The following is a 19,688-nucleotide window of genomic DNA, read 5'->3' on the forward strand; positions in this document are numbered from 1 at the left end:
CGGTCCACTGTGAAATGTGCCACCGTTGCCGGTTCAACCTTGACAGTGCCGCGCCCGTACTACTCGGCGAACTGCCAAGAACGAGGAGGGCACGTGGCACACCACAAGCGGACGACCGTCATCGTCGCGAGCGCGATGGTCGCACTTACGGCCTGCGCCCCAGCAGGCTACAACGGGGCGAACTCGGGCGCGGCCGAGCCGGTCGCCGTCGCCGCGGCCGAACCCACCGCGGCGGCCGAACCGGAGGCGTCAGCGGCTCCCGAGGAGGAGCCGGTCGCGGACAAGGCGCCCCCGGCCAACGTGAAGATCACCGACGAGCTGGTCGGCAAGAAGCTGCCCCGGATGGGCCGCGTCGTCACCGACCAGGACGGCTGGGTGCTGTACCGGTTCGACAAGGACTCCGACGACCCGCCGCAGTCCAACTGCGTGGACAAGTGCGCCGAGGTCTGGCCGCCGTCGCTCACCGACGGCAACCCGAAGCTGCGCGGCGTCTCCGACGACAACGTCGGCACCATCACCCGCCAGGACGGCACGCGGCAGCTCACCATCGGCGGCTGGCCGGTCTACCGCTACATCGGCGACAAGAAGCCCGGCCAGTGGAAGGGCCAGGGCGTCGGCGGCACCTGGTTCGTGGTCGACCCGAACGGCAAGAAGAACCTGACCTGCCTGCCGACCGGCACGCCCAAGGCGGTCGCGCCGCCCGCGGCGGGCAGCTCGAACAGCTCCGGCGGCGGGTCGGACTACTCGTACTGACGCACCGGACACGGTGACCGGTCGCCGCCGGGGAGGGCGCGGCCGGTCACCGTCGCGAACCCGGGAGGCGGGCCGCACCGGCATCGGCCCGCCTCCCGGCACGCGGGGCGTGCCCGGCGTCACGGCCGGGTCGCGTGGCAGAGTGGCCTGGTGACCTCGCCCGACGCCCGCCGTACGCTGCGCCCGCCGGCCGGCTACCGCCTGGCCCCGTCGGTGCGGGCGCTCACGTTCAGCCCGTACGACCCGTGCGCGCGGATCGCCGCCGGCACGTTCTGGTGGGCCACCCGCACCCCGGACGGCCCGGCCACGCTGGCGCTGCGCCCGGAGTCCGGTGAGCTGACCGCCGAGGGGTACGGCCCGGGCGCCGGCTGGGTCGTCGAGCGGGCCGACCGGATCGCCGGTCTGTGCGACGACCTGACCGGGTTCGGCGCGCTCGCCGCCGCGCATCCGCTGGTGGCCCGCCTCGCGCACACGCACCACGGGCTGCGGATGCCGGCCACCGGCCAGGTCTTCCCCCGGCTGCTGCGGGCCGTCTTCGAGCAGAAGGTCACCGGCAAGGAGGCGTACCGGGCGTACGCCGCGACGGTGCGGCACTTCCGCGAGCCCGCGCCCGGCCCGCTGCAACCCCTGCTGCTGCCGCCGGAGCCAGCCGCGGTGGCGGCAGCGCCGTACTGGGTGTTCCACCCGTTCGGGGTGGAGCAGCGGCGCGCCGACACGCTGCGCCGCGCGGCGGCCGTCGCGGACCGGCTGGAACGCTGCGCCGACTCGGCCGAGGCCACCCGGCGGCTCACCGCGATCCCCGGCATCGGGCCGTGGACCGCCGCCGAGGTGGTGCGCGTCGCGTACGGGGACCCGGACGCGGTCAGCGTCGGCGACTACCACGTGCCGAACACCGTGGCCTGGGCGCTGGCCGGGGAGCCGCGCGGCGACGACGCCCGGATGCTGGCGCTGCTGGAGCCGTTCCGGGGGCACCGCGGCCGGGTGTGCGTGCTGCTGGAGGCGGCCGGCGTCCAGGCACCGAAGTACGGCCCGCGCGCCCCGATCCGTTCCTTCGCCCGCTACTGACCGCTCAGCGCCGCCGGCACAGCCGCCGCAGCGTCCGCCCCAGCCACCAGGCGTACGCCCGCTGGAACCCGAGCACGACCGGCCCGCCGGCCCGCACGTACCAGTGGGCGGGGCGGCTGAACGCGGTCACCTCGAACCAGACGCCGTCGGCGCCCCGGGTCACCAGGAACGCCTCCTCGCCGACCTCCGGGTGCCCGGGCAGCGTGCCGTAGCCGAACCCGGCCCGGTCCCGCTCGTCCACCGTCCAGACCACCTCGGTCGGGCCCCACAGCCGTACCGGGCCGACACCGAGCCCCGGCGTGACCCGTACCCCGGGTGCGGCGCGCGGCGCGTCCGCGCGCATCACCACGCCGGCCGCGCGGTGCAGCCGCCAGCCCAGTACCGCGTCCGCCGCCACCGGGAAACCACCGTCCGGCAGCCGGACCCGGTGGCGCAGGTGGTGGTAGCCGGCCGGCAGGCCGCCGTCGCGGGTCGCGCCCACCTCCGGGTACGTCAGCTCGGGCACGGCGGCCACCTCCTCGCTCTCGGGGAACACCCGCCAGGGTACGGCCGCCCCGCAGGGCTGTGGTGAGCTGAGCCGGTGACCGACGTAACCATCGCCCCCGCCGACCCCGCCGACGCCGGGGAGATCCTCACCGTGCAGCGTGCCGCTTACCTGGTGGAGGCGCAGCGCTACCGGGACGTGTTCCTGCCGCCGCTGACCGAGACGCTGGACGAGGTCCGGGCGGCGCTGGCCGGCCCGGACGTGGTGCTCGCCGCCCGGTGCGGCGCCCGCCTGGTCGGCTCGGTACGCGCCCGCGTAGACGGTGACACCGCCCACGTGGGCCGCCTCTCGGTCGCGCCGGACCAGCAGGGCCGGGGCGTCGGCGGACGGCTGCTGGACGCCGTCGAGCGGGCCTGCGCGGGCCGGGTGGCCCGGTTCGCGCTGTTCACCGGCGCGGACAGCGCGGCGAACCTGGCCCTGTACGCGCGGCGCGGCTACCAGGTGGTGGCGCACCGGCCGGACGAGAACGGCAACCGCCTCGCCGTGCTGGAGAAGACGGTCAGCCCTGCTCGCAGCGGTGCCTGAGCCCGTCCGCCTCCTGCCGCAGGTAGCGGCGCATGGTGGAGCCGCCGAGCAGTCCGACCAGCCAGGCCAGCGGACCGGTCTGCACCAGGATCAACTCGGCCCGGGTGCGCCCGTCCTCCAGCGGGATCAGCCGGTGCTCACCCCGGGTGCGCACGCCGGGGCTCGCCGACTCCCAGGCGAACGAGTACGGCGGATAGATCTCCACGACCCGCCACACGGCCGGGCGCAGCCGGGGCTGCTCCAGCCGGGCCGTCGAGCCGAGGAGCAGCGGACCGGGCTCCAGCCGACGGGCGGCGGTGACCGACGGCGTCCACTCGGGCCAGCGATCGATGTCGCTCTGCACCTCCCAGACCCGGTCGACGTCGGCGGCGATGTCGACGGACTCGGCGAACCGCATGGGCTTCTTCCCTCCCCCGTGGACGGTCCGCTCAGCCTATGCCCGCGCCCCGCCCCACCGCCGCCCCGCGCACCCACCCGTCGCCCGTCACCCGTCACCCGCCGCCCGGCGTAGCCCGGCCGTCGCCCGCGATCTTGGAGTTGTGGCGCCCACGATGTCCCGCTCGCCACCTTTGCGAGGTGCCACAACTCCAAGATCGGCGGGGCCGCCTGGGCGGCACCGGTCGGCGGGGAGCGGGGCCGCCGGGGCGGCGCCGTCAGGCGGCCTCGTGGAGGTCGGCCAGGGTGACCGGGGCGTACCGCTTCAGCAGGTGTTCCAGCTCGGCGACCGAGCCGACCTCGCCGACGACGTTCGCGCCGCCGCCGTGCTCGGGCGGGTAGCGGTGCGCCAGCCGGTAGCGGTAGCGGCCGCGGATCAGCTCGACGCTGACCCGCCAGCGCCCGCAGCATCCGCAACTCCACTCCGGCACGCCGCGACGGTAGCTCTGACCTGCGGTTTCACCATCCGGGCGGCGGTGACGAAGGCACCCGGTACGGGACACGCCACCCGGCCACCGGCGGTGATCTGCCTCACCACTGTCGGTGCGGTCTGGTTGACTGGTCGCCGTGGACCTGCCGATCAACCCTCCGGTCGAGCCGATGCTCGCCAAGAGCGTGGCCGAGTTGCCCACCGACCACGGCCTGACCTACGAGCCGAAGTGGGACGGCTTCCGCTGCATCGTCTTCCGCGACGGCGACGAGGTCGAGCTGGCCAGCCGGGGCGGCAAGTCGATGACGCGCTACTTCCCGGAGGTCGTCGAGCAGGCACGCCGCCAGCTCCCGGCCCGGTGCGCCGTCGACGGCGAGCTGATCGTGATCCGCCGGGACGGCCCGGGTGGGCAGCCGCGGCTCAACTTCGAGCTGCTGGCCCAGCGGATCCATCCGGCCGCCTCGCGGGTGAAGCTGCTGGCCGAGACCACCCCGGCCGACTTCGTCGCGTTCGACCTGCTGGCGGTCGACGACGAGCTGCTCACCGACCAGCCCTACCCGCAGCGCCGGAAGCGGCTGGAGCAGGCCCTGTCCGGGGTGCGCCCGCCGGTGCACGTGACCCAGGTGACCACCGACCCGGAGACGGCCCGCCGCTGGTTCGAGGTGTTCGAGGGCGCCGGGCTGGACGGGCTGATCGTCAAGCCGGCCGACCTGCCGTACGAGCCGGGCAAGCGGCTCATGTTCAAGGTCAAGCACGCGCGCACGATGGACGCGGTGGTGGCCGGGTTCCGCTGGCACAAGTCCGGTCCGGTGGTCGGCTCGCTGCTGCTCGGCCTCTACGACGACGACGGCGTCCTGCACCACATCGGCGTGAGCTCCTCGTTCACCATGGCCCGCCGCAAGGAACTGCTCGACGAGCTGGAGCCCTACCGCCACGTCGGCGACGGGCACCCGTGGGTGCACGGCGACCACGAGCGGGGCCAGCGCATCCCCGGCGGGGTGAGCCGGTGGACCGGCGGCAAGAACCTGGAGTGGGAGCCGCTGCGCCCGGCGCTCGTGGTCGAGGTGGCCTACGACGCGATGGAGGGCGACCGGCTGCGGCACACTGCCCGGTTCCTGCGCTGGCGACCCGACCGCGATCCCCGCTCCTGCGGCTACGGCCAGCTCGACCGCCCGATCCGTTACGACGTCGACGAGGTGCTGCGCGGCGATCCGGCGGCGACGGTCGGTGACACCAGCGGCCGGGCGTAGCCTGACGGTCGACACGATCATGGAAGGCGCCCACGTGACTCGCTTCCCCACCCGCCGGTTCCGGCCCGCTCTGGCCGCGTTCGTCGCGGCGGTGGTGCTCACCGCCGGCTGCACGCTGCCGGCGTTCGCCCCGCGCGCCGAGAGCGAGGGCGAGGCCGCCCCGCCGGGCACCGCCCCGCAGTGGCGGGCCTGCCCGGAGGTGCCGAACGAGCTGGTCGGCCGGGGTGCGCCGGACATGCGCTACGACTGCGCCCGGATCGCCGTGCCGCGCAACTGGGGCACCGGGGCCACCACCGGCGCGACCGCCGGGCCGGGCGCGGGCGAGACGTTCGAGATCGCGCTGATCCGGGCCCGTTCGACCAAGCAGCGCGACCGGATCGGCTCGCTGGTGGTCAACCCCGGCGGGCCGGGCGCCTCGGGTGTGGACACCGCCGTCTACCTGTCCTTCGCGGCGTTCGGCGGGTTGCCGACGTCGGTCACCGACCGGTTCGACATCGTCGGCTTCGACCCGCGCGGGGTGGCCCGGTCCAGCCCGGTCAAGTGCATCTCCGACGCCGACCTGGACGCCAGTTTCGGCTACGACCCCGACCCGGAGAGCCAGTCGTCGTTCGACGGCTTCGTCGGGCTCAACCGGCGCATCGGTGAGCGGTGCGGCGCGAAGTACGGCGACCAGCTCGCGCTCTACGGCACCGAGCAGGCCGCGCGAGACATGGACGCGGTCCGCGCGGCGGTCGGCGACGACAAGCTGACGTACCTCGGCTACTCCTACGGCACGCTGCTCGGCGCCACCTACGCCCAGCTCTACCCGCAGCGCGTACGCGCCCTGGTGCTCGACGGCGCAGTCGACCCGCAGCAGAAACTGATCGCCGGTTCGGAGAGCCAGGCGAAGGGCTTCGAGCGGGCGTTCGACAACTTCACCAGGTGGTGCGCGGCGAACGCGGGCGGCTGCCCGATCGCCCCGGACGCCCGGGGTGCGGTCACCGACGCGATCGCCAAGGCGAAGGCCTCCCCGGTCCGCGCGCGGGACGGCCGCAAGGCCACCGCCGGCTGGGTCTTCTACGCGGTGATCTCCTCGCTCTACACCGAGCAGGGCTGGCAGGAGCTGGCCCGGGCGATCGACGACCTGCAGGGCGGCGACCCGGACGGCGTGTTCAAGCTGGCCGACTCGTACGCGGGCCGCGAGCCGGACGGCCACTACTCCAACCTGTTCGACGCGAACCTGGCGGTCAACTGCGCGGACGAGACCGAGAAGCCGTCGCGCGAGCAGGTCCGCTCGTTGCAGTCGCAGTGGCGGCAGAAATATCCGCTGTTCGGTCCCGCCCTGGCGGTGGGGATGCTGGGCTGCGTGGAGTGGCCCGGGGAGCGGGACCCGTACCCGACCGGCCGGGCCGACGGCGCGCCGCCGATCCTGGTGGTCGGCACCACGGGTGACCCGGCCACGCCGTACGAGCAGACGCCCGCCCTGGCCGCGATGCTGGGCGTGGGTCGGGTGCTCACCTGGGAGGGCGAGGGGCACACCGCGTACCCGCAGACGCCGTGCGTGACGTCGGCGGTCGACGCGTACCTGATCTCGCTGACCGTCCCCCGGGAAGGGCTGCGCTGCCCCGCCCGGTGACGGTCCGGCCGGCGGCCGACGAGCCGGCCGCCGGCCGTCGAACGCCGGCGGTCAGCCGGCGGCCGGGGGCGTCCAACCCTCCGCGATGTGCCCGATGCGCACGCGCTGGGGGTGGTCGCCGACCGGGACGCTCGCGACCTTCTGCCCGGTCGCGAAGTTGATCGCGGTGACCCGGTCGGCGCCGGATTCGGAGATCACGCAGTCGCGGCCGTCTCCGCTGACGGTGGCCCAGTACGGCTTGCTCGCGGGCACCAGCGGGCCCTCGCGCAGCGTGGCCCGGTCCACCACGGTGGCGTAGTCGTCCATGGTGCCGGCGACGCAGATCCGGGTGCCGTCGGGGCTCATCGACAGGCCGTGGTGCCGGGAGTCGTTCACCCAGGTGGTGCGGTCCTCGCTGGTGGCCGGGTTCTTCGGCAGCGTGGCGACGCGGGTGACCCGGTCGGTGGCAACGTCGTACTCGACCACGCCGTTGAAGAAGGACACCTGGAAGTAGAGGCGGCTGCCGTCGGGGGTGAACACGGCGGGGCGGACCGCGTCGGAGAGGTCGCGGCGGCCGGCGGCGTCGAGCCGGTCCCGCATGTCGATCACCTTGACCACCTGGTACGTGGTGGTGTCGGCGACGGTGATCCGCCGGTCGCCCTTGGTCCAGTCGAGCCACGGCGCGTCCAGGTCGGTGTTCACCTCGCCGATGGACATGTTCCACAGCCGGGTGCCGCCGTCGGTGTAGATGTTCTCGTGCGGCTTGTCGCCGGCGCCGAACGAGCCGAGTTGCGCGCCGGTGCGGATGTCCAGCACGTGCACGGTGTTGGAGGTGGAGGCGGAGACCGCGACGCGGGTGCCGTCGGGCGAGACGGCCATGTGGTCGGCGCGGTAGCCGGAGACCGGGAACCGCCAGCGCAGCGCTCCGGTGGCGAGGTCGATCGAGACGACGTCGGCGAAGCTGGGCCGGGACACCACGAGCGCGGTGCCGTCCGGCGTGGTGTACATGTCGTCGATGAGCTGGTCGTGGCCCTCGCCGGGGCCCTGTCGGATGCCGAGGAAGAACGCCAGCCTGATCGGGTTGAGGTAGATCTCGCGCAGGCGCGCGGCGCGGTCCGGGATCACGTTGATCCGGCCGAGCCTGGCGTAGTCGCCGCGGGAGCGGATGACGTCGGCGGTGCCGTCCCAGTTGTTGCCGACGAACATCACCTCCTGGAGTGCCACGGCGGCGATGGCCGGCGCCGGGGCCGCAACCAGCGGCGACGGCGCGATCAGGGCGAGCGCGGCCAGCACGGCGAGGCCGGTGCGGCGGCGGGTACGGGACGGACGCTGTGGCACGGGGGTCATGGACGCCTCCTGGCAGCCGGTACGGCATCGACGTTTCTCAGTGGCGCGAACGGTGTTACCTTGCGGTAACAACCAGGAGAGCAACCAGCCGGCCGCCGAGGCTAGGGACCGGACGCCAACGCCCGCGCGCCCCGGTTGTGCCGCGGCGACAACGGGAGGGCGGCGGACGCCGATGATCCGGACCGGACACGCCCAGCGGTTCGGCGCGTTGCTGCGCGACCTGTCCGCCGATCCGGCCGCCGTCGACGAGGTGGCGCGGGCGGCCCGCGCGAACTCCCCCGAGGTGGCCCGGCTACCCGCCGACGAGGTACGCCGCCAGGTCGTCCTGCTGCTGACCAGCGGCCTGGGCGCGCTGGAACGCCGCGAGGACCCGGCCGTACGCGACTTCGCCGAGGCCCGGCGGCTGGGCGCGGACCGCGCGGCGCAGGGCGTCTCGGTGGCCGGTCTGCTGCGCGGGGTGCAGGCCGGGCGGGACCGGGCGGTGGAACTGGTGGTCCGGCATGGCCGGGCCACCGGCATCCCCGACGAGGTGCTGCTGGAGGGGCTGCTCACCATCGGCCGGTACGCCGCGGCGGTGGAGCGGGCGGTGGTCGACGGGCACCGCGACGCCGAGCGGGACCTGGCACGTACCGGCGCGGCGGCCCGGGCACACCTGCTGCGGCGGCTGCTGCGCGACGGCCCCGCCGGTCTGTCCCCGGGCGAGCTGACCCGGTTCGGGTTGCGGCCGGACGGGCGCTACCACTGCGTGGTGGCCGCGCCGCCCGACCCGGTCCGGGCGTACGCCCTGCATCGGCAGCTCACCGCACGCGGCGGCCTGCTCGGCACTGTCGACGACCGGCTCGCCGGGTTGCTTCCGCGACCGCCCGACGCGGCACCGGCCGACCTGCTGACGCTGGTGGCGCCCGCGCAGCCGCTGGCACGGGCCCCAGCCATGTACGCGCTGTGCCTGGCGGCGCTGGCCACTGCGGCGAACCGGCGGCTGCGCGGGCTGCGCCGGGTCACCGACCTGGCCGGGGAGACCGCGCTGGCGGCCCAGCCGCTGCTGGCGGAGCTGCTGCGCGGCACGCTGCTCGGCGCGCTCGAGCCGGCCGACGGCTTCCACCGGGAGCTGGCCGGCACCGCGCTCGCCTGGCTGCACCACGGCCAGCGGCTGGACCCGACGGCCGCCGCGCTGCACGTCCACCCGAACACGGTGCGCTACCGGCTGCGGCGGCTGCGGGAGCTGACCGGCGGGCCACCGGCCGAGGAGGGGACGCGGTGCACGGTGCCGGAGACCGTGCACTGGTGGTGGGCGTTGCGGAGCTGGCTGGACGGCGACTGACTCCGCCGTACCCGCTGCGCGTCGGACCGGACGCCCGCGCGCCACCGGCACGAGGCGCTGTGCCAGGCTGGCCGGGTGACCGAGGTGATCTTCCGGGAGGCGGTCCGCGCCGACCTGCCCGCCGTACTCGCGCTGCTCGCCGACGACGTGCTGGGCCGTACCCGTGACCTGCCCGAGGTGGACGAGGCGTACGAGCGGGCCTTCGCCGACCTCGACGCCGATCCGCGCAACCATCTGATCGTCGCCGACGACGGCGGGGAGTTGGTCGGCTGTTTCCAGCTCACGTACATCCCCGGGCTGGGGCGGCACGGCGCCGAGCGGTGCCTGATCGAGTCGGTACGCGTCCGCTCCGACCGGCGCGGGCACGGACTGGGCCGGACGATGATGCGCTGGGCGATCGACAGGGCCCGCGAGCACGGCTGCGCTCTGGTGCAGCTCACCACCGACAAGCAGCGCGCCGACGCGCACCGGTTCTACCGCGATCTGGGCTTCGTCGCCAGCCACGAGGGCATGAAGCTGGCGCTCTGACCGGCCGCGACCGGGTGCCGGGCCGCACGACGGGCGGCCCGGTCACCCGGGTCAGTCCTCCGACACCAGCCGGCCGTCGCGCAGCGTGAGCGTACGGTCGGCCAGCTCGATCAGCGCCGGGTCGTGCGTGGCGACCAGTGCGGTCATGCCCCGGGCGTGCACCACCGCGCGCAGCAGGTCCATGATCGACCGGCCGGTCTCGGAGTCGAGCTGACCGGTGGGCTCGTCGGCGATCAGCAGGTCCGGTTCGTTCGCCAGCGCCCGGGCCACCGCCACCCGCTGCTGCTGACCGCCGGACAGCTCGTACGGGCGCTGCGCGGCGTGCCCGCCCAGCCCGACCAGTTCCAGCAGCACCGCCACCCGCTGCTCCCGCTCGGCCGCCGGCACCTTCGCCAGCCGCAGCGGCACCCCGACGTTCTCCGCCGCGGACAGGATCGGCACCAGGCCGAACGTCTGGAACACGAACCCGATCGTGCCCCGGCGCAACGCCAGCAGTTCCCGTTCGCCCGCCGCGGTGACGTCGTGCCCGGCCACCCGGATCTGCCCGGCGTCCGGCCGGTCCAGGCCGCCGACCAGGTTCAGCAGCGTGGTCTTGCCGGCGCCGGAGCGGCCCCGGACGGCGACCAGCTCACCGCGTCCCGCCGCGAACGAGACGTCCCGCACGGCGTGCACGGCGTGCTCCCCCTTGCCGAAGGTGCGGCTCACCCCCTCGACCCGGACCACGTCCTCGACGGCCGACGCCGGCACGGCCGGCAGCACCACTGTCTGGTCGGTCATCACTCACTCTCCTCGGCGTGCGTCCGGTCGCCGGGGCGCACCTCGACGTGGTCGGGTTCCAGGTTGAGCCGGACCCGGTCGCGCAGGGACAGCGCCTCCACGAACTGCGCCGGAAGCTGCATCCGGCCGGTGCGGTCCAGCACCGCGTACTCCTCGCTGACCATCTCGGTGCCGCCGTCGGCCGTGACGCGCGCGGTCCGACGTACCTCGGAGGCGGTCCGGCCGTCGCGGATCGCGACGGTACGGCGGACCTGGCCGGCCACGGCGTGGTCGTGGGTGACCACGACGATGGTGACCCCCAGTTCGGCGTTGATGGTGCGCAGCGCGGCGAAGACCTCGGCGCCGGTGGCCTCGTCCAGCTCACCCGTCGGCTCGTCGGCGAAGAGGATCTCCGGATCGTTGGCGACGGCCACGGCGACCGCGCAGCGCTGCTGCTCGCCGCCGCTCATCTGGCCCGGCCGCCGGTCCGCGCAGTAGCCGACACCCACCATGTCCAGCAGCTCACGGGCCCGTTCCCGCCGCTTGCGCCGCCCGCCGGCCCGCCCGGCCAGCTTCATCGGCAGCTCCACGTTCTCCAGCGCGGTCAGGTACGGCAGCAGGTTCCGGCCGGTCTGCTGCCAGATGAACCCGACCACGTCGCGCCGGTACGCCAGCCGCCGCTTGTTCGACAGCGACAGCAGGTCGTAGTCGGCGACCCGCGCGATACCCGCGGTCGGGGTGTCCAGGCCGGACAGGATGTTCAGCAGCGTCGACTTGCCGGAGCCGGAGGCACCGACGATCGCGACCAGTTCGCCCCGGTCGATGACCAGGTCGAGGCCCTGGAGCGCGACGACCTCGACGCCCTCGGTCTTGAAGATGCGCACCAGGCCGTCACAGACGATGTGCCCGCGCAGCCGGTCCCGTCCCCCGGCCCGCTCGGCGGCCCGCTCGGCCGCACGCTGTTGCAGGGACGCCAGGTCCGGTACGGACGCCTCGGCGGTCGCGGTCATCTCAGCTCTCCTCTCCGAGCCGCAGCACCTCACCGAGGCGCAACCGGCGGTTGTTCACGGCTTCCACGGCGATCGCGAAACCGAGGGCCAGCATGGCCAGGACCGACACCCCGGCCACCAGGCCGGGCTCGAAACTCGGGCGTACCTCCACGCCCCCGGTGAAGGCGGGCAGCCCGAGCACCGGCGTGAGCAGCAGCGGCAGCAACGCGCCGACCACCGCCCCGGTGAGCACCGACACCAGCACCAGCGGTGTCAGCTCCACCATCAGCAGTCCGCGCCACTGCCGGCGGGACAGGCCCATGGTGCGCAGCCGGGACAGCACCTGGCCGCGCGACCGGGCCCCGGCGAGCACCGCGAGCGCGAGGCCGAGCAGGCCCAGCGCGGCGCCGCCTCCGGCGCCGAGCACGAACCCGAACACCAGCAGCCCGTTGACGCCGGTGCCGCCCAGGTCGGCGCGCACCGCCGCACGGGTCGTCACCTCCGGCGCGCGGGCCTTGTCCCCGGTGCCGACCCCGCCGATGCGCAGGTAGCGGTGCTGCCCCTCACGCGCGACCCGGTCCACCTCAGCCGCGTCCACACCCGCGCCGGCCAGCACGAACCCGGTGGGCGCGAGCTGGTGCGGCGCGTCCGCCGGCAACGCCGGCCACGGCAGCACCACGAACCGGCGTACGTCCTTGTCGACGAGCGCGAACTCGTCGACGGTGGCGGCGGTGCGCACCGGCAGCCGGTTGCCCTGCACGTCCAGCCAGGCGGGGCGGTCGCCCTCGGCGTCGGCGAGCCCGGCGTCGGCCAGTTCCTCGGCCACCGCCGGGGACACCAGCGCCGGCAGCGGCGCGCTCCCGTCGGTGCGGGCCCGCACCGGGTCGGGCACGTCCACCGGTACGCCGGCCGCCCGCGCCACCTCGGCGAACCGTTCCCCGTCCACGAGCACCACACGCAGCTCGGTGATCGGGGCGGGGCGTCCGGCACGGTCGGAGTACGGGCGTTCGGCCGGCACGGTGAGCAGCGGCGCGACGGCCCGTACCCCGGGCAGCGCGGCCAACTGGTCCGCCGTGTCCGGCGTGAAGCGCTCCCCACGTACCAGCAGGTCACCGGGCACGGCCTGGGCGGCGGCGGTGTCCCGGCCGGTCTCGATGCCGGTCGCCACCACGCCGCAGAACGCGGCGGTGGCGACGGCCAGCACCACCACGACCAGCGGCCCGGTGCTCGCGGCCCGGCCCGCGCGGGCCGTGCCGAGGAACGCGACGCTGCCGCGCGCCCGGGCGGCGAGGCGGCTGACCAGCCGCAACGGCCAGGGGTACGCGCGCAGCGCCACCAGCGCCGCCGCGATCGCCAGCAGCACCGGTACGGAGACCAGCAGCGGATCCACCGAACCGGCGGTGAGCCCACGACGGCGCAGCAGGAACGCGCCGAGCACGGCGAGCCCGAGCACGACCACCTCGACGGTGAGCCGGACCGCAGGCGAGCGGCCGCCCAGGTCGGCGCGCCCACCGGCGCGGCGGCCGACGGCGAGCGCGGCGAGCGGCGGCAGCAGCGTGGCCAGGAGCCCGGCGATCAGCACCCAGAGCCACGGCGCACCGGTGCCGGGCAGCAGCCCGCCGAGCAGCCAGCCGATCCCGGCCGCGGCCGGCAGCACCAGCGCCGACTCGGCCAGGCCACGGCGCAGCACCGCGCCGGTCGAGCCGCCGCGGGCCCGGATCAGGTGGAACTCGGCGCGGCGGCGGCGCGCGGCCAGCCGGGCGGCCAGCAGCGTCAGCCCGGCCAGCGTGGCGAGCAGTCCGGCGGCGATGACCGCGAGCAGGGTACGCGCGGCGGCCAGCGAGTCGGCGAAGCGCCGCAGCGGGATGTCCGCGCCCTGGCTGAGGGTCATCTTGAGCTCAGTGGGCAGGGCCCGGTCCAGCCCGTCGACGCCGGCGATCAGCGCGTCGAGGCGGCCCGGTTCGAGCCGGTCCGGGGCGATCCGGTACCGCCAGCCGAAGGTCACCGGCCATTCGCGGGCGGTGATCGAGTTCAGGCCCGCGTCGGCGGTGTACGCGACGCCCACGAAGGGGTCGCCGTCGCCTTCCGGCGGGCTGAGCTTCAGCATCGACGGCAGTGTGTCCCAGACACCGCCGGCCGGGTCGTTCGGCCGCCACACGCCGACCAGGTCGACCGGGCGGGAGTTGAGCACGTTGTTGTCGCGGTCCAGCAGCGAGAGGCGGAACCGGTCACCGGCCGCGACGCCCAGCCTGGTGGCGATCGTCTCGGCGAGCGTCACCTCGATCGCGCCGGCCGGGGTGACACCGCGTTCCGGCCACCGCCCGTCGACCAGGGTGGCCGCCTCCCGGATGCCGGTGCCGGCACGCAGGTGCAGGTCGATCAGCCCTTTGTCGTCGCTCAGCGTCGGACCGCGCAACCGCCCGGGGACGGTCTGCGCCGCGAACCAGCGCTCGCCGATCGTGTCGCGCACCTCGGCGGGCATCTTCTCCTCGATCGCCGCGAGCAGGGCTCCCCGGCTGGCGACGACGGGCTGGTCCGAGGCCGACACGACGTCCGGTCCGGCGCTGTACGTGAGGTCGCGGCGGGTTACCGGCTGACCGGCCACGTACTCGGTGAGGCCCTGCCCGGTCAGCCGGTCGGCGACCCGGGGCACCCCGGTGATCAGCAGGGCGGTCACCAGGGTCAGGACGGCGAGCAGCAGGAACTGCCCCCCGTACGCGCGTACCCGGCGCGCGGCACCAGGAAGGCTCATCGTTCTCCTCCGATCCGGAGCTGCGCGGCGGCGACCCGCTGGCGGATGCCGGTGGTGATGAGGGCGGCGAAGGCGAGCGCGGCGAGCAGCAGCCCGGCGGCCGTCGCCCCGATCGGCACCCACGGGACGGTGAAGACCGCCTCGGGCACCGGCCGGCCGGCGGCCGGGGTGAGGATCACCAGCGGCACCATGGTGGCCGCGACGAGGGCGCCGACGAGCATCCCGACGCCGACGCCGATCGCGGCCAGGAACGTCTGTTCGGCGAGGTACGCGCGAGCCAGCAGCCGGGTGTTCGCGCCGAGGGTGTTGAACACGGCGAACTCGGTGAGCCGGCGCCGGGTGGTGGCCCAGACGTCCACCGCCAGGCCGACCAGGGCGAGCAGCACCGAGCCGAGCGCGGCGGCCAGCAGGCCGGTGCGCGCACCCTGCCAGTACGGATCCTCGGCGGCCTCGGCGGCCACCGCCCGCCGGTCCAGCAGCACCGTGCCCCCCGCCGAGGCGAGCGCGTCCACGGCGGCGGTGTGCCCACCGGGCGTGGTGCCGAGCCACCACTCGGCCACCGGCCGGACGCCGCCGCTGCGTTCCAGGAGTTGCGTGGTGGCGGTGGGCAGGTCCAGCAGCAGCCCGTCGCCCCCGGTGCCGGGCACCGCGGCGACCTGGCCGACCACTGTGACCTCGAGCGTCACCTCGGCGACCGACAGCTTGACGGTGTCGCCGGTCTTGACGCTCATCGCGGCGGCCACGCCCGGGGTGAGGAGCACCGGCACCGGGCGGTCCGGCACCATCGGCACCAGCGCGAACCGGGACGAGGGGATCCGGGCGAACTGCAACAGTCCGGCGGGCACGTCGAAGCCCTGCGTCCCGTCGATCCGGGTCGGGCTCGCCTGCGCGGTGCCGCGCGGCCCGGCGCCCGGGTCGATCACCCGCCACGACCCCTCCACCGGCAGTGGCAGGGCCGCCCCGGCGGCGTCGGTGAGCCGCAGCTGGTCCAGCAGAAGCCGGTACGAGCTGCCGGTGGCGTCGCCGCCGTCGGCCTCGAATCCGGCCAGGCGCAGCGGGGCGCCGCCGCTGTCCGGCAGCGGCACCGAGAAGCGCACCGGCTTCCCGTCGCCGTCCCCCTCGGCGAGCCGGACCCGCCAGGTGGCCCCGGCGTCGGTGGCGAACAACGCGGTCACCGCCACCCGGGGCTGCTCGTACATGCTCTCGACCGGGGTACGCACGGTGCCGGAGAGCGTCTTCGCCCCCTCGGGCAGGACGCCGCCCACGGGCGCGGTCCGGCCGCCGGCCAGCCGGTCCAGCAGGGCGCCGGTGGAGGCGTCGCCGCCGGTGTCGTCGAGCCGGATCAGCCCCTTCGCGGCGGCGGCGTCCAGCGCCACCACGGTGGCCGGCCGGGCCTCGCGGCCCACCCGGACGTCGTCGCGCCAGGCGGGCAGCACCCGGTCCACGCCGGGCACGGCGGCCAGCTGGGCGGCCCGGTCCGCGGGGGCGGTGCCGTCCCGTTCGGTCAGCCGCAGGTCCGCGCCGACGGTGTGCTGCGCCTGGTCCCGCTGCGACCGTTCCCACGAGGCGACGAGCGACCAGGCGAGCGTGCTGCCGCCGACGGCGAGCGCGAGCAGCAGCACCGGGCCGGCGTGCGGGCGGCGGCCCGCCTGCCACATGCCGAACATGGTGGCGTTCCACGTCCGCCGGTCGACGAGGCGTTCCGCGATCCGGGTGGTCGGCGGCAGCAGCCGCAGCGCGATCACCGCGCCGGCCAGCACGCCGATGGTGGGCGCGGCGGCCAGCAGCGGGTCGATGCCGAGGTTGCCGTTCGCGCCGGCGAGCGGCGAGGAATACTGCCGCAACTGGGTCCAGGCGAGCACGGCCAGGGCCACCAGCGCGATGTCCACGCTCGCCCGCTGCATCGCCGCGCCCCGGGAGGGACGGGACCGGGCGGCCATGTCGGCCACGTACGTGCCGGCCCGGCGCATCGCCGGCAGCACCATGGCGAGCAGGCAGCCGACCGCCGCGCCGACCGCCACCACCCACACCCGGGCCAGGTCGCCGTCCGCCAGCCCCAGGTCCGCGCCCAGGTAGTGGATCGCCTGCCCGGTCAGCGCCGGGGCCAGCAGCAGCGCCGGCGCCACCACGAGCGTCGCCTCGCGTACGGCCAGCCCGGCGATCTGCCCCCGGGCGGCGCCCCGGGCCCGCAGCAACGCGGTCTGCGACCGCCGGTCCTCGTTGAGCAGCGCCGCCACCAGCACCAGCGCGTACCCGCCGAGCACCACGATCAGCAGCAGCGGGGTGAGCAGCGCGGACCGGCCCACCAGGTCGGCCCGGCTGAGCCGGTCGACGAGCCGGTCCAGGTGGCTGACCTGCTGTGTCGAGGAGCCCAGGCCGGTGGCCTCGGGCAGCTTCCCGGTGATCTCGTCCAGCGCCGTGGTCACGGCGGGCAGCCGGGCCGGCTCGACCGCCACCAGGTCGGGGTCGACCACCCAGGCCGCCGAGGTGGAGCCGGGGAAGGTACGGGCGAAGTCGGCCGGGTCGAGCGCGAACGGCCCGTACGAGGTGATCTCCGCGTCGCCCTGGCTCTCCCCCACCCCCGGGGCGAGACGCCAGTACGCCTCGGACGCGTCCCGTGGGCGCCACGTGCCGACCACCACCACTGTGCCGGCCCGCTCCGCGCCCCTGTCGTAGAGCGGCACCCGCTCACCGACCTCCAGGCTCAGCTGCGCGGCCACCTTCTCCGGCAACGTCACCTGCAACGGGTTGCTGCCCGGCACCGGCCACGCTCCGGCGGCCAGTTCGGCGTGCGCCGGCAGCTCGTCGAGCGTGGCCAGGTTGGCGAACATCGGGTCGTCGTCGGTACGGGCGGCGCCCACGTCCCCGGTCAGCTCCCGCCCGGTCCCGGAGCGGGTCGCGGCCACGGTGACGGGCGCGCCGCCGAGCCCGTTCGCGAACTGTTCCCGTACCGCCCGGTCCCGCTCGGCGAACGCGGCGGCGTCGTCGCCGCCGGAGCCGCTGATCAGCAGGCTGCGCTCCTCGGCCGGGGCGGCGTCGAGCACCGCCCGCGCGCCGGCCTCGACCGCACGGCGGTTGTAGTCGGAGAGCCCGGTGACCAACGCGACCGCGACAAGTGCCGCGACAGCGGCGGCGAGCAGCAGCCCACGGGCCTCTATCGCCCGCCTCCACACCAGCTTCATCCGACGTCCTCTCCTGGCCCCGGCGGGCCGACGCCGAGAGAGAGCAGTGAAGCCCCGCAAAAGGTTCGCGCCCGTTACATGATCGTTATCGGTCCCCCGGCACCCCCTCGCCGCACCCCCACCGCCCTCCCCGTCGATCTTGGAGTTGTGGCACCTCGAATGCGCTCTATGCGGCTTTTGGGAACGACCACAACTCCAAGATCGACGGCGGCCACCGGTGCGGAGGGGAGGGCCCTGTCCACAGGGGCGGACGGGGAGGGCGGCGGGGCGGGAAGGTGGGCGGGTGTGGCGGTACGGGGAGTTGCTGGCGGGTGGGACGAGCCGCGGGGCGGTCCGGCACCGGGTGGAAGCGGGACGGCTTTGCCGACTGTCCCGGGGCGTGTACGGCTGCACCGACGACGAGATCAACCGGTTGCGCGCCCTGTTCCGGCGATTGCCGCCGGGAACCGTCGCGGGGTTCCACACCGGTGCGCGACTGCACCGGTTCGGGGCCGTACCCGACGACCGGGTGCACGTGATCGTGCCACCCGGTGTGAGTGCCCGGCGGATCCGGGGCGTGGCGGCGCACCAGACGGTGCTGCCGATGCCGGACGCGGTGGAGATCGCCGGCATCCCCTGCGCGCCTGCCGCGCGCTGCGCCGTGGATCTGGCCCGGGTGCTCCGGCGGGCGGACGCGCTGCCCGTGCTGGACCTCTGCCTCCGAGCCGGCGCCTGCCGCCGGGAGGACCTGCTGACCGAGGTGGCGTGGCACGCCGGCCTGCGGGGAGTACGACAAGCAGGGCAACTCGTCGCGCTCGCCGACCCGCGCGCGGAGTGCCGGCAGGAGAGCCAACTACGGCTGCTGCTGATCGACGGCGGGTTGCCGTCGCCGGAGCCGCAGCTGTGGGTTCCCGACCAGGACGGGACACCGATCTACCGCCTCGACCTGGGCTACCGCGACCGGCGCATCGGCCTGGAGTACGACGGCGCCTCCCACCTCGACCCCGGCCGGTTGCACCACGACCGCTCCCGGCTCAACTGGCTGGCCGAGCACGGCTGGCGCATACGGATCTACACCGCCACCGACCTCTACCGCCGCCCTCGGCACGTCGTGGCCTCGGTGCGGAGCATGCTCACCGCTCCCGCCTGAGCCGGCGGCACCCGATCACGGCCGCGCCGCGCCGTGCGCGCCCGCCTGAAAGGGAGCCGGCGTCAGGGGCGTGGACGGTCGCGGTCCTTCGACGGCTGGACCCGCTTCGGCTCGCCGGGCATCTTCGGGTATTCCGGCGGGTAGGGCATGTCGCCCAGCCCGTCGGCGGCGTCCCGCTCGGCCCACTCGAGCAGCGGCGTGATGTCCCACGGGGCGTCGTCGATGCCGGCGTGCGGGTCGCCGCGCTCGGCGAACCGGGCCGGCACCGTACCGAGGTGGAAGTCGTCCGGGTCGACCTCGGGCAGTTCGTCCCAGTCGACGGGGGTGGAGACGGTGGCGCGGGCGTTCGCCCGCAGCGAGTACGCGCAGGCGATGGTGCGGTCCCGTGCCATCTGGTTGAAGTCGACGAAGACGCGCTCGCCCCGCTCCTCCTTCCACCAGGCGGTGGTGACCAGCTCGGGGCGGCGGCGTTCCAGCTCCCGGGCCAGCGCGATGGTGGCCCGGCGCACCTCCACGAACGTCCAGCGCGGCTGGATGCGCAGGTAGACGTGCACGCCCCGGCCGCCGGAGGTCTTCGGCCAGCCGGGCACGCCCAGCTCGTCGAGCAGCCCGCGCAGCTCACCGGCGGCGGCCACCGCGTCGCCGAAGTCGGTGCCGGGCTGCGGATCGAGGTCGACGCGCAGTTCGTCGGGCCGGTCGGTGTCGGCGGCGCGTACCGGCCACGGGTGGAACACCACGGTGCCCATCTGCGCCGCCCAGGCCACGTGCGCCAGGTCGGCCGGGCACAGCTCGTCGGCCGGGCGGCCGCTGGGGAAGGCGATCCGCGCGGTGCGGACCCACGGCGGCACGCCCCGCTGCGGCACCCGCTTCTGGAAGAACATCTCCCCCTCGATGCCGTCGGGGAAGCGCTGGAGCGTGGTCGGCCGGTCGCGCAGGGCGCGCATGATCCCGTCGCCGACGGCGAGGTAGTAGCGGAAGACGTCGGCCTTGGTGAAGCCCTGCTGGGGGAAGATCACCCGATCGGGGCTGCTCAGCCGCACCGTGTGCCCGGCTACCTCGATCTCCTCGACCGTGCCCTTGCCCGCCAT

At 75.2% G+C, this 19,688-nt stretch carries 17 protein-coding genes; 8 read left to right on the forward strand and 9 right to left on the reverse strand.

Annotated features, from left to right (window positions below; all coding sequences use genetic code 11):
- Positions 1-93: 93 nt before the first annotated feature.
- Both O7604_RS01295 and O7604_RS01300 read left to right on the forward strand, forming a co-directional pair.
- On the forward strand, positions 94-753 hold the full coding sequence (locus O7604_RS01295; protein WP_269701139.1) for a hypothetical protein: 660 nt from the start codon (positions 94-96) through the stop codon (positions 751-753).
- A gap of 147 nt (positions 754-900) precedes the next feature.
- Complete coding sequence (locus O7604_RS01300) at positions 901-1,818, forward strand: DNA-3-methyladenine glycosylase 2 family protein (RefSeq protein WP_332367326.1); 918 nt, start codon at positions 901-903, stop codon at positions 1,816-1,818.
- Positions 1,819-1,822: 4 nt separating this feature from the next.
- Here the strand turns inward: O7604_RS01300 and O7604_RS01305 are convergent, their stop codons facing one another.
- On the reverse strand, positions 1,823-2,353 hold the full coding sequence (locus tag O7604_RS01305) for a DUF1990 domain-containing protein (RefSeq protein ID WP_269701141.1): 531 nt from the start codon (positions 2,351-2,353) through the stop codon (positions 1,823-1,825).
- A gap of 45 nt (positions 2,354-2,398) precedes the next feature.
- On the opposite strand from O7604_RS01305, the gene O7604_RS01310 reads away from it, so the two are divergent.
- Positions 2,399-2,887: a GNAT family N-acetyltransferase gene (locus O7604_RS01310; protein WP_269701143.1), complete on the forward strand. Its 489-nt coding sequence runs from the start codon at positions 2,399-2,401 to the stop codon at positions 2,885-2,887.
- Here O7604_RS01310 and O7604_RS01315 read toward each other — a convergent pair.
- Both O7604_RS01315 and O7604_RS01320 read right to left on the reverse strand, forming a co-directional pair.
- Positions 2,862-3,284: an SRPBCC family protein gene (locus O7604_RS01315; protein ID WP_281578625.1), complete on the reverse strand. Its 423-nt coding sequence runs from the start codon at positions 3,282-3,284 to the stop codon at positions 2,862-2,864. The genes O7604_RS01310 and O7604_RS01315 overlap by 26 nt on opposite strands.
- Positions 3,285-3,540: 256 nt before the next feature.
- The gene (locus O7604_RS01320) at positions 3,541-3,753 is read right to left on the reverse strand and encodes a hypothetical protein (protein WP_030503031.1); all 213 of its coding nucleotides are present in this window, start codon (positions 3,751-3,753) and stop codon (positions 3,541-3,543) included.
- A 136-nt stretch (positions 3,754-3,889) separates the two neighbouring features.
- Here O7604_RS01320 and O7604_RS01325 point away from each other — a divergent pair, with 136 nt between their 5' ends.
- Together O7604_RS01325 and O7604_RS01330 are read left to right on the forward strand one after the other, a co-directional pair.
- The gene (locus tag O7604_RS01325) at positions 3,890-5,002 is read left to right on the forward strand and encodes an ATP-dependent DNA ligase (RefSeq protein ID WP_281578626.1); all 1,113 of its coding nucleotides are present in this window, start codon (positions 3,890-3,892) and stop codon (positions 5,000-5,002) included.
- A 19-nt stretch (positions 5,003-5,021) separates the two neighbouring features.
- Positions 5,022-6,617, forward strand: a complete 1,596-nt coding sequence (locus O7604_RS01330) for an alpha/beta hydrolase (protein WP_269701150.1) — start codon at positions 5,022-5,024, stop codon at positions 6,615-6,617.
- 51 nt (positions 6,618-6,668) lie between these two features.
- On the opposite strand, the gene O7604_RS01335 is transcribed toward O7604_RS01330, so the two are convergent.
- On the reverse strand, positions 6,669-7,943 hold the full coding sequence (locus O7604_RS01335) for a YncE family protein (protein ID WP_281578627.1): 1,275 nt from the start codon (positions 7,941-7,943) through the stop codon (positions 6,669-6,671).
- A 172-nt stretch (positions 7,944-8,115) separates the two neighbouring features.
- On the opposite strand from O7604_RS01335, the gene O7604_RS01340 reads away from it, so the two are divergent.
- Both O7604_RS01340 and O7604_RS01345 read left to right on the forward strand, forming a co-directional pair.
- Positions 8,116-9,264, forward strand: coding sequence for a helix-turn-helix domain-containing protein (locus O7604_RS01340; RefSeq protein WP_281578628.1), 1,149 nt, complete (start codon positions 8,116-8,118; stop codon positions 9,262-9,264).
- 75 nt (positions 9,265-9,339) lie between these two features.
- Positions 9,340-9,792 (forward strand): GNAT family N-acetyltransferase, encoded by a 453-nt coding sequence (locus O7604_RS01345; RefSeq protein WP_071096201.1) that lies wholly within the window; start codon positions 9,340-9,342, stop codon positions 9,790-9,792.
- 51 nt (positions 9,793-9,843) lie between these two features.
- Here the strand turns inward: O7604_RS01345 and O7604_RS01350 are convergent, their stop codons facing one another.
- Genes O7604_RS01350 through O7604_RS01365 form a run of 4 tightly spaced genes read right to left on the reverse strand, consistent with a single transcriptional unit; the run spans position 9,844 to position 17,471 of the window.
- Positions 9,844-10,569, reverse strand: coding sequence for an ABC transporter ATP-binding protein (locus tag O7604_RS01350; protein WP_281578629.1), 726 nt, complete (start codon positions 10,567-10,569; stop codon positions 9,844-9,846).
- Positions 10,569-11,558: an ABC transporter ATP-binding protein gene (locus O7604_RS01355; protein WP_269701160.1), complete on the reverse strand. Its 990-nt coding sequence runs from the start codon at positions 11,556-11,558 to the stop codon at positions 10,569-10,571. Before O7604_RS01355 ends, O7604_RS01350 begins: the two co-directional genes overlap by 1 nt.
- A 1-nt stretch (position 11,559) precedes the next feature.
- Positions 11,560-14,289, reverse strand: coding sequence for an FtsX-like permease family protein (locus O7604_RS01360; protein ID WP_281578630.1), 2,730 nt, complete (start codon positions 14,287-14,289; stop codon positions 11,560-11,562).
- Positions 14,286-17,471 carry an FtsX-like permease family protein gene (locus O7604_RS01365; protein ID WP_281578631.1) on the reverse strand — a complete coding sequence of 1,062 codons (3,186 nt, stop codon included), beginning with the start codon at positions 17,469-17,471 and terminating at the stop codon, positions 14,286-14,288. The genes O7604_RS01360 and O7604_RS01365 overlap by 4 nt, the downstream gene beginning before the upstream one ends.
- Before the next feature lie 283 nt (positions 17,472-17,754).
- Here O7604_RS01365 and O7604_RS01370 point away from each other — a divergent pair, with 283 nt between their 5' ends.
- Positions 17,755-18,600 (forward strand): hypothetical protein, encoded by an 846-nt coding sequence (locus O7604_RS01370; RefSeq protein ID WP_281578632.1) that lies wholly within the window; start codon positions 17,755-17,757, stop codon positions 18,598-18,600.
- A gap of 62 nt (positions 18,601-18,662) precedes the next feature.
- Here the strand turns inward: O7604_RS01370 and ligD are convergent, their stop codons facing one another.
- Complete coding sequence (gene ligD / locus O7604_RS01375) at positions 18,663-19,688, reverse strand: non-homologous end-joining DNA ligase (protein ID WP_281578633.1); 1,026 nt, start codon at positions 19,686-19,688, stop codon at positions 18,663-18,665.

Source organism: Micromonospora sp. WMMA1947 (assembly GCF_027497355.1).
GTDB lineage: Bacteria > Actinomycetota > Actinomycetes > Mycobacteriales > Micromonosporaceae > Micromonospora.